The sequence below is a fragment of the Verrucosispora sp. SN26_14.1 genome (assembly GCF_004307965.1).
Classification (GTDB): Bacteria; Actinomycetota; Actinomycetes; order Mycobacteriales; family Micromonosporaceae; genus Micromonospora.
In genome coordinates this window covers 1-11598 of sequence record NZ_SISL01000172.1, presented here as the reverse complement: position 1 = coordinate 11598, position 11598 = coordinate 1, and the positions used below count along the sequence as shown (strand labels likewise).

The 11598-nt window shown below is 72.1% G+C and carries 12 protein-coding genes; 9 read left to right on the top strand and 3 right to left on the bottom strand.

Features of this window, described 5'->3' with window-relative positions:
- Window positions 1-886, bottom strand: an 886-nt coding sequence (locus EYA84_RS16635) for an SPFH domain-containing protein (protein ID WP_131053986.1), incomplete at its 3' end; no start/stop codon positions are given.
- Between the two features lie 139 nt (window positions 887-1025).
- Complete coding sequence (locus tag EYA84_RS16630; protein ID WP_131053985.1) at window positions 1026-2117, bottom strand: GNAT family N-acetyltransferase; 1092 nt, start codon at window positions 2115-2117, stop codon at window positions 1026-1028.
- Between the two features lie 56 nt (window positions 2118-2173).
- Here EYA84_RS16630 and EYA84_RS16625 point away from each other — a divergent pair, with 56 nt between their 5' ends.
- Complete coding sequence (locus EYA84_RS16625; protein WP_131053984.1) at window positions 2174-2623, top strand: MarR family winged helix-turn-helix transcriptional regulator; 450 nt, start codon at window positions 2174-2176, stop codon at window positions 2621-2623.
- 127 nt (window positions 2624-2750) lie between these two features.
- Complete coding sequence (locus EYA84_RS16620) at window positions 2751-3749, top strand: NAD(P)-dependent alcohol dehydrogenase (protein ID WP_131053983.1); 999 nt, start codon at window positions 2751-2753, stop codon at window positions 3747-3749.
- A 26-nt stretch (window positions 3750-3775) separates the two neighbouring features.
- Here the strand turns inward: EYA84_RS16620 and EYA84_RS16615 are convergent, their stop codons facing one another.
- The gene (locus EYA84_RS16615) at window positions 3776-4849 is read right to left on the bottom strand and encodes an XdhC family protein (protein WP_131053982.1); all 1074 of its coding nucleotides are present in this window, start codon (window positions 4847-4849) and stop codon (window positions 3776-3778) included.
- A 121-nt stretch (window positions 4850-4970) separates the two neighbouring features.
- Here EYA84_RS16615 and EYA84_RS16610 point away from each other — a divergent pair, with 121 nt between their 5' ends.
- The 7 genes from EYA84_RS16610 to EYA84_RS16580 form a co-directional block, all read left to right on the top strand.
- A complete protein-coding gene (locus tag EYA84_RS16610) occupies window positions 4971-5843 on the top strand; it encodes a xanthine dehydrogenase family protein subunit M (protein WP_131053981.1) in 873 nt (290 codons plus the stop codon).
- Between the two features lie 2 nt (window positions 5844-5845).
- Entirely contained in the window at window positions 5846-6394 is a 549-nt protein-coding gene (locus tag EYA84_RS16605) for a (2Fe-2S)-binding protein (protein ID WP_131053980.1), read from the top strand.
- Window positions 6391-8781, top strand: coding sequence for an aerobic carbon-monoxide dehydrogenase large subunit (locus EYA84_RS16600; RefSeq protein ID WP_131053979.1), 2391 nt, complete (start codon window positions 6391-6393; stop codon window positions 8779-8781). Before EYA84_RS16605 ends, EYA84_RS16600 begins: the two co-directional genes overlap by 4 nt.
- A 9-nt stretch (window positions 8782-8790) precedes the next feature.
- Window positions 8791-9660, top strand: coding sequence for an XdhC family protein (locus tag EYA84_RS16595; protein ID WP_131053978.1), 870 nt, complete (start codon window positions 8791-8793; stop codon window positions 9658-9660).
- Complete coding sequence (locus EYA84_RS16590; protein WP_236145802.1) at window positions 9633-10241, top strand: NTP transferase domain-containing protein; 609 nt, start codon at window positions 9633-9635, stop codon at window positions 10239-10241. The genes EYA84_RS16595 and EYA84_RS16590 overlap by 28 nt, the downstream gene beginning before the upstream one ends.
- Entirely contained in the window at window positions 10238-11107 is an 870-nt protein-coding gene (locus EYA84_RS16585; RefSeq protein ID WP_131053977.1) for a MoxR family ATPase, read from the top strand. The genes EYA84_RS16590 and EYA84_RS16585 overlap by 4 nt, the downstream gene beginning before the upstream one ends.
- The coding region (locus tag EYA84_RS16580; RefSeq protein ID WP_161594983.1) for an SRPBCC family protein at window positions 11104-11598 on the top strand (495 nt) is incomplete at its 3' end. The genes EYA84_RS16585 and EYA84_RS16580, both read left to right, overlap by 4 nt.

The window sequence follows — 11598 nt, the reverse complement described above, 5'->3', positions numbered from 1 at the left end:
CCGCCGGGGCGTGCTGGGCGGGCGCGGTCTCGCCGGCCATCGTGCGGGCCATCTGCTGCCCCATCGCCATGCCCATGCCCAGGCCGACGCCGGCACCCGCCTCGCCGCCCGGGTTGCGGGCCGCCTCCTCCAACGCGGTCGCGGCCTGGAACTGCGTGAACCGGTCCAGGTCGCCGACCGCGCCCATGCTGGTGCGCTTGTCCAGCGCCCGCTCCACCTCCGGCGGCACGGAGATGTTCTCGATGACGAAGGTGGGGATCGCGATGCCGACATCGGCCAGCTCCGCCGTCAGGACCCCGGCCAGCCGTCGGCCGATGGCGTCCTGGTGCGCGGCCAGGTCCAGCAGCGGTACGCCGGCCGTGGCCAGCGCCCCGCCGAGCCGTCCCACGATGAGCTGCCGCAGGTACTCCTGCACCTCCTCGGTGCGGAACTGCGGATCGGTGCCGACCAGCTCCCGCAGCAGACGCTGCGCGTCCACCACCCGGGCCGCGTACGCGCCGAACGCGCGCAGCCGGACCACGCCGAACTCGGCGTCCCGCAGGATCACCGGGTTCTGGGTGCCCCACTTCATCTCGGTGAACTGCCGCGTGTTGACGAAGTACACCTCGGCCTTGAACGGCGAGTTGAAGCCGTACTTCCAGCCCTTGAGGGTGGAGAGGATGGGCAGGTTGCGGGTCTCCAGGGTGTAGGTGCCGGGCGGGAAGGCGTCGGCGATCTGCCCCTCGTTGACGAACACCGCCGTCTGCGACTCGCGCACGATCAGCTTGGCGCCCATCTTGATCTCGTTCTGGAACCGGGGGAAGCGCCAGACGATCGTGTCGCGGCTGTCGTCCAGCCACTCCACGATGTCGACGAACTCGCCCCGGAGCCGGTCCATGAGTCCCATCGCGTACCCTCCCTGTCGGCCAGGTGATCATCGGCGTCGCGGGCGACCGTATCAACCGGTGACCAGCAGTTCCGCCGGGGTACGCCGACGTCCGGATGCTGCGTCGGCTCCGGACCTGGTCGGCGGCCCCCACCGCGGGCTAGGCGTCGACCGCCGCACGGCGTGGCTTGACCAGGTGGACGACGCCCTGTGCGGCGTCGACCTCGGTCACCGTGTAGCCGGCCCGTTCGTACACCCCGATGTTGCGGGTGCTGCGGTGGCCGGTGCACAACGCGTGGTGCGTGGTGGTCTCCGGGGTCTGCGACTCGGCGTGCGCGAGCAGCCAGGAGCCGATCCCGCCGCCCGCCTGGTCGGGGGCGACCATCAGGCGGCCGACCAGCCACGCGTCCCCGTCCGCGCGGGCCCGCACCGACCCGACCAGGCGGCCGTCGCGGCGCAGGCACCAGATCCGCCAGGTCGACGTGGAGGCGCGCAGATCCGCGAAGGACTCCTGTAACGGCGGCAGGTCGAGGGTGTCGTTGACGATCGCCTCCTGCACCCAGCAGCAGCGCTGGAGCACGAACAGCTCGGCCAGGTCCTCGTCCCGGACCTCGGCCAGGGTCAGCCCCTCGACCGGCCCGGCGGTGAGCTCCGGGAGCGCGGGTGCCCGCAGCGGACGCAGGGCCCGGGCGACCCGGTCGAGTTCACGCAGCACGGCCCGCGCGCCGTCGTCCCGCGCGGGGGAGTCGACGACCTGCCCGTCGCGGATGGCCTCGGCGAGGCGCAGCGCGACGGTGGCGCCGATCGGCACCATCCGCAGCGTGGTGACGACCTGCTTGGCCATCTGCACCGCGCGGGTGCCGGCCGAGGTGTTGCCGTAGCTGACGAAGGCCACCGGCTTCCACGCCCACTCCTGATAGAGGAAGTCGAAGGCGTTCTTGAGCACCGCCGGCATGCCGAAGTTGTACTCCGGGGTGACCACCACGAACGCGTCGGCGTCGGCGACCCGGCGGCTCCACTCGCGGGTGTGGTCGTGCGCGTACCCGCCGCGTGACGGGTGCTCGGGCTCGTCGAACATCGGCAGCCCGACGTCGGCCAGGTCCGCGACCTCCACCTGGGTCCGGTGCCGGGCGGCGTCCGGCGCGGTGGCCCGGACGAACCAGTCGGTGATGGCCGGGCCGAGTCGGCCGGGTCGGGTGCTCGCGACGATGACGAGGACGCGCAGGGGTGCGGACGGAACGGTCGATGACATGTCAACGAACGTAGCCGGAGTTTCGATGACATGTCAACGACGGGTACGGTGGTGACATGGCGACACCGTGGCTCAGTGCCGACGAGGAGCGGGCCTGGCGGGCGTTCCGGCGTCTGCTCGTCGCGCTGCCCGCCCGCCTGGACCGGGACCTGGTCCGCGACTCGGGCCTCTCCCCGGCCGACTACGAGGTGCTCAGCACGCTGTCGGAGAAGACGGACCGCCGCTGGGCGCTCAAGGACCTCGCCGCCAAGATGGAGTGGTCGCGCAGCCGGCTCTCCCACCACGCCACCCGGATGCAGGCCCGGGGGCTCGTCGCCCGGGAACCCGACCCGCAGGACGCTCGGGGCTGCCTGCTGCGCCTGACCGACGACGGCTTCGGCGTGCTGGAACGCGCCGCGCCGCCGCACGTGGAATCGGTGCGAACCCGCTTCCTCGACCACCTCGACGCCGGCGAGCTGGCGTTGCTGCGCGACCTCTCCACCCGTATCGCCGACCTGCCGGACTGAACACCACCCGACCGGCGTCGGCGGGTACCGCGCCGTACTTTCGGCCGTCCGGTCTCCTGCCGGGGACCGGTGCGGGGGCGGCCCGTGTGCCGATGAGTCGCCCCGCCGCGAGCGACACCATGGCGACATGAAGGCGATCGTTGCACACCGATACGGCTCACCCGACGTGTTGCGGCTCCAGGAGGTCGACCGGCCGGTCCCGGCCGCCGACCAACTGCTGGTGCGGGTGCACGCGGCCGCGCTGAACGCGCGGGACTGGCACGTCCTGCGGGGCGACCCCTACCTCGCCCGGCTGGCCGCGCCGCAGATGATGGGGCTGCGCGGGCCCCGGCGCGTCATCCGGGGCACCGACTTCGCGGGCACCGTCGAGGCGGTCGGCGCCGACGTCGACCGGTTCCGCCCCGGCGACGAGGTGTACGGCGACACCGGCGACCTGCACGGCGCGTTCGCCGAGTACCTCTGCGTACCCGCCGCGCGGGTCGAGTCGACACCGGCGACGCTCAGCGTCACGCAGGCCGCCGCGCTGCCGCTGGCCGGCAACACGGCCCTGCTCGGCGTACGCGACGTGGGGCGGCTGCGCGACGGGCAGCACCTGCTGGTCAACGGCGCCTCCGGCGGTGTGGGGACGTTCGCCGTCCAGATCGGCAAGGCGCTCGGGGCCACCGTGACGGCGGTGTGTCGGACCCGCAACGTCGACCTGGTCCGGTCGCTCGGCGCGGACCACGTGGTCGACTACACCACCCACGACTTCGCCCGCCTGGGCCGCCGCTACGACGTCCTGCTGGACCTGGTCGGCAACCGATCCCTGGCCGACCTGCGACGCGCACTGGTTCCCGGTGGCACGCTGGTGCTCTCCGGCGGCGGGACCTTCCGGGGCCGACCCGCCCTCGTCGGGCCGATGGCGCTGCTCCTGCGGGCGCAGGTGGCGGCGCGCGTCACCGGTGAGCGGTGGGAACTGCTCGCGACGCCACCGAGCCGGGAACTGCTGGCCGGCGTGCGCGACCTGGTCGAGGCCGGTCTGGTCGCCCCGGTCGTCGACCGCACCTATCCGCTCGCCGAGGTGCCGGCGGCGATGCGGTACCTGGAGAGCGAGCACGCTCGCGCCAAGGTCGTCATCACCGTCTGAGCCGGGATCGGCGGTGCGGTGGGCGCTCAGGCGTGGTGGATCGGGCTGTCCAGCTCGGTCAGCGGACGACCCGAGCCGCCCCAGGACCCGGCGACGATCTCGGCGGCGATGGCCACCGCCGTCTCCTCGGGGGTACGCGCACCGAGGTCGAGCCCGATCGGGGAGCGCAGCCGGGCCAGGGTCTCCTCGTCCACCCCCGCCTCGCGCAACCGGCGCATCCGGTCGTCGTGCGTACGGCGGCTGCCCATCGCGCCGATGTAGCGCGCGGGCGTGCGCAGGGCGACCTGGAGCAGGGGGACGTCGAACTTCGGGTCGTGGGTCAGCACGCAGAGCACGGTGCGCTCGTCGACGACGGTCGCGGCGAGGTACTCGTGCGGCCAGCGCACCACGAGGTCGTCGACGTCCGGGAAACGCTTCCGGGTGGCGAACACCGCGCGGGCGTCGCAGAGCGTGACGTGGTAGCCGAGGAAACGGCCGATCCGCGCGACGGCGGCGGCATAGTCGATCGCGCCGAAGACGATCATCCGGGGCGGCGGAACGTAGGACTGGACGAAGACCGACACCTCGTCACGGCGCTGCTCGCCGTGCGTACCGAGATGGACGGTGCCGGTGCTGCCCTGGGCCAGCATCCCGGCGGCCTGCTGCGCCACCGCGCGGTCCAGGTCGGAATCGCCGAGGCTGCCGGCGACCCGGTCGGGCCAGACCACGAGCTGGGCGTCCCCGGTCGACGCGGTGGCCACCGGCCGGCCGGTGGTGATCGCGTCGAGCACCGCGTCGGTCTCGGTCAGCGTGACCTCCGGCTGCACCAGGACCTCGATGGTGCCGCCGCAGGTCAGGCCCACGCCGAACGCGTCGTCGTCGCTGACGCCGTAGATCTCGGTCCGCGCCTTGCCGGTCTCGATGGCCTCCCGGCACAACTCGAAGACGGCGCCCTCGACGCAGCCGCCGGAGACGCTGCCCAGCACCTCACCCTCGGCGTTGACCGCCATGGTGGCCCCCGGCTGCCGGGGCGCCGAGCGCCAGGTGCGGACGACGGTCGCCACGGCGAACGCGACGCCGGCCGCACGCCAGTCCGTCAGTCCGTCCGCGATGTCCCGCATGGTTGCACCATCCGTGGCCGCCGGTGTCGTCGTCAACCCGACCTAAGCAATTGCTTAGGTCGACGTTGACTTTGGAAACGGGCCCGACCAGATTCTGGCGGGACCGCGGAGGAGCGACATCATGCAGGTTCCGGCACCGTTCGAGTACGAGCGCGCCACCAGTGTGGACCAGGCCATAGGTTTGTTGGAACGGCTGGGCGGAACGGCCCGGCTGATCGCCGGTGGGCACAGCCTGCTGCCGATGATGAAGCTGCGCCTGGCCAATTTCGACTATCTGATCGACATCAACGATCTGCACCCGGAACTCGGTTACATCCGACCCGGCCGGCACGAGTTGCGGATCGGCGCACTGACCCGGCACCGTGAATTGCTGGAATCCGCCGAACTCGCCGCCGCATTCCCGATCTTCGCCGACGCGGAGCGGGTGATCGCCGACCCGATCGTGCGCAACCGGGGCACCCTGGGCGGGTCGCTCTGCCAGGCGGACCCGTCGGAGGACCTGTCAGCGGTCTGCACGACGCTGGACGCGAGCTGCGTGATCCGGGGGCCCGGCGGCGTCGAGCGGATCGTGTCGATGGAGGAGTTCCACGTCGGACCGTACGAGACGGCGGTCGGCGAGGCCGAGATGCTGATCGAGGTCCGGCTGCCGGTACGCCCCGGCGGCGGCAGCGCGTACGAGAAGGTCGAGCGCCGGGCCGGCGACTGGGCCGTGGTCTCGGCCGGCGCGGCGATCTGGCTGGACGGCGGCGTGATCTCCGACGCCCGGGTGGGGCTGGCCGCGGTCGGCCCGAACACCACCGGCATCCCCGAGGTCTCGGCCGCGCTGCGCGGGCAGGAGCCCACCGAGAGCGTGTTCGCGCGGGCCGGCGAGATCGCGGCGAGCCAGTGCGAACCGGTCACCGACCAACGCGGCAGTGCCGACTACAAGCGGCATCTGGCCGCCGAGTTGACCAAGCGGGCCCTGCGCCGGGCCGCCGAGCGGGCGAGGAGCTGAGCATGCAGGTCACCATGACCGTCAACGACGTCGAGGTCACCCGGGAGATCGAGGGTCGGCTGCTGCTCGTGCACTTCCTGCGGGACGTGCTGGGCCTGACCGGCACGCACTGGGGCTGCGACACCAGCAACTGCGGCACCTGCGTGGTCTGGCTGGACGGCGAGCCGGTGAAGTCGTGCACGGTGCTCGCCGCGATGGCCGGCGGCCACGAGGTGCGTACCGTCGAGGGTCTTGCCAAGGGCGCCGAGCTGGACCCGGTGCAGCAGGGCTTCATGCAGTGCCACGGCCTCCAGTGCGGCTTCTGCACGCCGGGCATGATGATGACCGCGCGGGCGCTGCTGAACCGCAACCCCGACCCGAGCGAGCCGGAGATCCGCGAGGCGATCTCGGGCCAGATCTGCCGCTGCACCGGGTACTCCACCATCGTCCGTTCCGTGCGCTGGGCCGCCGTGCACGAGCAGGCCGCCGCCGCCAAGGTCGTCGAGTCCACCGAATCACCCGCCGCCGGCGAGATCTCCGACGCCGGCCAGCCTGCCGGGAGCCCCGCATGACGACCGTGCACGAGCCCGTGGACACGTTCCACGACAACGACCAGAAGCCGGTCGGGTACGGCCGGATGCTCCGCAAGGAGGACCCGCGCTTCGTCCGGGGCCGGGGCCGCTACGTCGACGACGTGCAACTGCCCGGCATGCTGCACCTGGCCATTCTGCGGTCGCCGGTGGCGCACGCCCGGATCGTCTCCATCGACACCAGCGCCGCCGAGGCGTCGCCCGGGGTCAAGGCGGTGGTGACCGGGGCGATGCTGGCCGAGCAGAACCTCGCCTGGATGCCGACGCTCTCCAACGACGTGCAGGCCGTGCTCGCCACCGACAAGGTGCGCTTCCAGGGCCAGGAGGTGGCCTTCGTGGTCGCCGAGGACCGGTACGCCGCCCGCGACGCGCTGGAACTGATCGACGTCGAGTACGACATTCTCGACCCGGTCGTCGACGTGCGCCGCGCGCTGGAGCCGAACGCCCCGGTGATCCGCGACGACCTCGAGGGCAAGGCGAACAACCACTGCTTCGACTGGGAGACCGGCGACGAGGCGGCCACCGAGGCCGCGTTCGCCCGCGCCGACGTGGTGGTCAGCGAGGACATCGTCTACCCCCGCGTGCACCCGGCGCCGATGGAGACCTGCGGCGCGCTCGCCGACTTCGACCCGATCGAGGGCAAGCTGCGGCTCTGGTCCACCACCCAGGCGCCGCACGCGCACCGCACCCTGTACGCCATCGTGGCGGGCATCCCCGAGCACAAGATCCAGGTGATCGCGCCGGACATCGGCGGCGGGTTCGGCAACAAGGTGCCGATCTACCCCGGGTACGTCTGCGCCATCGTCGCCTCGATCGTCACCGGCAAGCCGGTGAAGTGGATGGAGGACCGCTCGGAGAACCTGATCAGCACCGGTTTCGCCCGCGACTACATCATGCGCGGCGAGATCGCGGCGACCCGGGACGGCAAGATCCTGGCCATCCGCACCAACGTGCTCGCCGACCACGGCGCCTTCAACGGCACCGCCGCGCCGGTCAAGTACCCGGCCGGGTTCTTCGGCGTCTTCACCGGCAGCTACGACATCGAGGCCGCCTACTGCAAGATGACCGCGGTCTTCACCAACAAGGCCCCCGGCGGTGTCGCGTACGCCTGCTCGTTCCGGATCACCGAGGCCGTGTACCTGGTGGAGCGGATCGTCGACTGTCTCGCCGACGAGTTGGGCATGGACCCGGCGGAGCTGCGGCTGAAGAACTTCATCCAGCCCGAGCAGTTCCCGTACACGACGAAGACCGGCTGGGTCTACGACTCGGGCGACTACGAGCCGACCATGCGGCTGGCCATGGAGATGGCCGGCTACTCCGAGCTGCGCCGCGAGCAGGAGGAGAAGCGTGCCCGGGGCGAGCTGATGGGCATCGGCATCGCGTTCTTCACCGAGGCCGTCGGCGCCGGTCCCCGCAAGAACATGGACATCCTCGGGCTGGGCATGGCCGACGGCTGCGAGCTGCGCGTACACCCGACCGGCAAGGCCGTGGTCCGGCTCAGCGTGCAGTCGCAGGGACAGGGCCACGAGACCACCTTCGCGCAGATCATCGCCGAGGAGATCGGCATCCCGCCGGACGACATCGACGTGGTGCACGGCGACACCGACAACACCCCGTTCGGTCTCGGCACGTACGGCAGCCGGTCCACCCCGGTCTCCGGGGCCGCCGCCGCGCTGGTCGCCCGCAAGGTCCGGGACAAGGCGAAGATCATCGCCTCGGCCATGCTTGAGGTGTCCGTCGCCGACCTGGAGTGGGAGAAGGGCACCTTCCACGTCAAGGGCGACCCGGGCAAGTCCGTCACGATCCAGGACATCGCCATGCGCGCGCACGGCGCCGGTGACCTGCCCGACGGTATCGAGGGCGGACTGGAGGCGCAGATCTGCTACAACCCGTCGAACCTGACGTACCCGCACGGGGCGTACATCTGCGTGGTGGACATCGACCCGGGCACGGCCCAGGTGACGGTGCGCCGGTTCATCGCGGTCGACGACTGCGGCACCCGGATCAACCCGATGATCATCGAGGGGCAGGTGCACGGCGGCCTGACCGACGGCGTCGGCATGGCGCTGATGGAGATGATCGCCTTCGACGAGGACGGCAACTGCCTCGGCGCGTCCATGATGGACTACCTCATCCCGACCGCGCTGGAGGTGCCCGACTGGGAGACCGGCTACACGGTCACCCCGTCGCCGCACCACCCGATCGGCGCCAAGGGCGTGGGGGAGTCGGCCACCGTCGGCTCACCACCGGCGATCGTCAACGCGGTCGTGGACGCCCTGAAGCCCTTCGGTGTCCGGCACGCCGACATGCCGCTGACGCCGTCGCGGGTCTGGGACGCCATGCGCGGCCAGGCCCGACCGCCGATCTGAGGAGGCGACATGTCGACGACGATCGCCGACCGGGCGAATGCGTTGCGCGCCGCCCGGGAACCGTTCGTGCACGCCACGGTGGTGCGCGCGCAGGAACCGACGTCGGCGCGGCCGGGTGACGACGCGGTGATCCTGCCGGACGGGTCGATCGAGGGCTTCGTCGGTGGGGCGTGTGCCGAGAACTCGGTCCGTGCCGCCGCGCTGGACACCCTGCGCGACGGCAGCACCCTGCTGCTGCGCGTGCTGCCGGACGGCACGGACACCTTCCCCGACACCCCGGGTGCGCGGGTGGTGGTGAACCCGTGCCACTCCGGCGGCGCGGTCGAGATCTTCCTCCGGCCGATGCTGCCGGCGGCGGTGCTGGGGGTGGCCGGCACCAGCCCGATCGGCGCCGCCGTGGCGACGCTGGCACGCTTCCTCGACTTCGAGGTGGTCGAGACCGGTGACTACGCCGGCGCCACGGCCGTGGTGGTGGCCGGTCTCGGCAAGGGCGAGCCGGAGGCGATCCGGGCCGCGCTGGACGTGGGCGTGGGCCACGTCGCGCTGGTCGCCAGCCGTAAGCGGGCCGCCGCGCTGCTGGACGAGTTGACGTTGACCGACGACGAACGGGCCCGCGTCCACGCGCCGGCCGGGTTGGACATCGGTGCGCGTACTCCGCCGGAGATCGCCCTGGCGATCATGGCCGACGTGGTGCGCGCGGTCCGGCGCGACGACCTGCGGCCCCCGGCGGGTGCGCCCGTGATCCGTCCTCAGCAGGCGGTGGACCCGGTGTGCGGGATGACGGTGACCGTCGGACCGGACACCCCGCACGCCCGGGTGGACGGCACGGACCACTGGTTCTGCTGCCCCGGATGCCTCGCGCGTTTCACGGGCGGGTAGCCGTGAACGTGACCGGTCTGGTGCTCGCCGCAGGGGCGTCGGTGCGTCTCGGTGAGGCCAAGCAACTGCTGCCGTACCGGGGGCGGACCCTGCTCGACGCGACCCTGGACCTGGCCCGCTCGTGCGGCTTCGGGCAGCTGCTGGTGACCCTCGGCGGCGCGGCGGACCAGGTCCGGGACCGGGTCGACCTGACCGGGTGCGAGGTGGTGGAGAACGCGGCCTTCAGCACCGGGTGCGGCTCGTCGATCAGCACCGCCGTGCGGGCGGTCGACCCGCGCGCCGACGCGCTCGTGCTGCTCCTCGGCGACCAGCCCGGCGTCCGCGCCGACGACGTGCGGCGGCTCGCCGCCACGGACGCGCCGCTCGGGGTGTGCCGGTACGCCGACGGGCCGGGGCACCCGTTCCGGTTCGGCCGGGCGGTCTTCCCCGACCTGGCCGACCTGCACGGCGACAAGGCCGTGTGGAAGCTGCTGCACTCCGGCCGTCATCCGGTGACCGAGCTGCCGGTGGACGGGCCGGTGCCGATCGACGTGGACACCCGCGCCGACTACGAGCGACTGCTGACGGAGCAGGCCCGGTGAAGGACGCGCCCGACGTCGCGCGTCGCCTCGACGCCGTCGACTACCTGACCGACGACGGCCTGGCGATGGCGCTGTTCCTGGCCGTGCGGATCGGCAAGCCGCTGCTGCTCGAAGGGGAGCCCGGCGTCGGCAAGACCGCCGCCGCCAAGGCGCTGGCCCGGGCACTGGACACCACGTTCATCCGGTTGCAGTGCTATGAGGGCCTGACCGCCGGTGAGGCGCTCTACGAGTGGAACTACCAGCGGCAACTGCTCGCCATCCGGCTCGCCGAGGCGCAGGGGTCCCGGCTGACCGACGGCGACCTGTTCAGCGCCGAGTTCCTCCAGGAACGGCCCATCCTGCGGGCGGTACGCCATCCGGGGCCGGTACCGCCGGTGCTGCTGATCGACGAGATCGACCGCGCCGACGACGAGTTCGAGGCGCTGCTCTTCGAGTTCCTCGGCGAAGCCGGCATCACCATCCCGGAACTCGGCACGTTCACCGCGCACACCCCGCCGATCGTCGTGCTCACCTCCAACCGCAGCCGTGAACTGCACGACGCGCTGCGCCGTCGCTGCCTGTACCACTGGATCGAGTTCCCGGAGCCGCACCGGGCCGCCGAGATCGTCCGCCGGGCGGTGCCGACGGCCGCCGAGCCGCTGATCCGCACCGCGACCGAGTTCGTCGGTGCCGTACGCGGCCGGGACCTGGACAAGGCGCCCGGGATGGCCGAGGCCATCGACTGGGTGTCCGCGCTGTCCGTGCTCGGTGCCACCGACCTCGCCGGTGACGACGTCCTGCGGACCATCGGCACTATCGCCAAGACCCCCGACGACCGCGTCACCGTGGCCGCCGCGCTCGGCACACTCCAGGAGAGTCAATCGTGAAGCTCAACAATGATTTCGTGGTCAACATCCCGATCGATCGGGCCTGGGCGGTCCTCACCGACCTGGAGGGGATCGCCCCCTGCATGCCGGGTGCCCGTCTCACCGGCGTCGACGGCGACGTCCACAAGGGCAAGGTGAAGGTCAAGGTGGGCCCGGTCATCTCCGAGTTCGCCGGCACCGCGCAGTTCGTCGAGAAGGACGACGCCGCGTACCGGGCGGTGATCGACGCCAAGGGCCGCGACGCCCGCTCGGCGGCGAACGCCGCCGCCGTGGTCACCGCCGCCCTGCGTCCCGACGGCGACCGGACCCTGGTGAGCGTCGACACCGACCTGCGGATCTCGGGGAAGCTGGCCCAGTTCGGCAGCGGCATGATCAAGGAGGTGTCGGGCAAGCTGCTCGCCCAGTTCGTCACCAACCTGGAGGCCAAGCTGGCGGCCGAGGAGGCCGACACCGCCGCACCCGCCACCGAGGCGCCGCCCGCCGCCGCACCG

Coding starts and splice junctions, on each gene's coding strand:
- EYA84_RS16615 (WP_131053982.1), bottom strand. CDS start 4,849: ATGCGGGACATCGCGGACGGACTGACGGACTGGCGTGCGGCCGGCGTC.
- EYA84_RS16625 (WP_131053984.1), top strand. CDS start 2,174: ATGGCGACACCGTGGCTCAGTGCCGACGAGGAGCGGGCCTGGCGGGCG.
- EYA84_RS16630 (WP_131053985.1), bottom strand. CDS start 2,117: ATGTCATCGACCGTTCCGTCCGCACCCCTGCGCGTCCTCGTCATCGTC.
- EYA84_RS16610 (WP_131053981.1), top strand. CDS start 4,971: ATGCAGGTTCCGGCACCGTTCGAGTACGAGCGCGCCACCAGTGTGGAC.
- EYA84_RS16620 (WP_131053983.1), top strand. CDS start 2,751: ATGAAGGCGATCGTTGCACACCGATACGGCTCACCCGACGTGTTGCGG.
- EYA84_RS16600 (WP_131053979.1), top strand. CDS start 6,391: ATGACGACCGTGCACGAGCCCGTGGACACGTTCCACGACAACGACCAG.
- EYA84_RS16590 (WP_236145802.1), top strand. CDS start 9,633: ATGCCTCGCGCGTTTCACGGGCGGGTAGCCGTGAACGTGACCGGTCTG.
- EYA84_RS16595 (WP_131053978.1), top strand. CDS start 8,791: ATGTCGACGACGATCGCCGACCGGGCGAATGCGTTGCGCGCCGCCCGG.
- EYA84_RS16605 (WP_131053980.1), top strand. CDS start 5,846: ATGCAGGTCACCATGACCGTCAACGACGTCGAGGTCACCCGGGAGATC.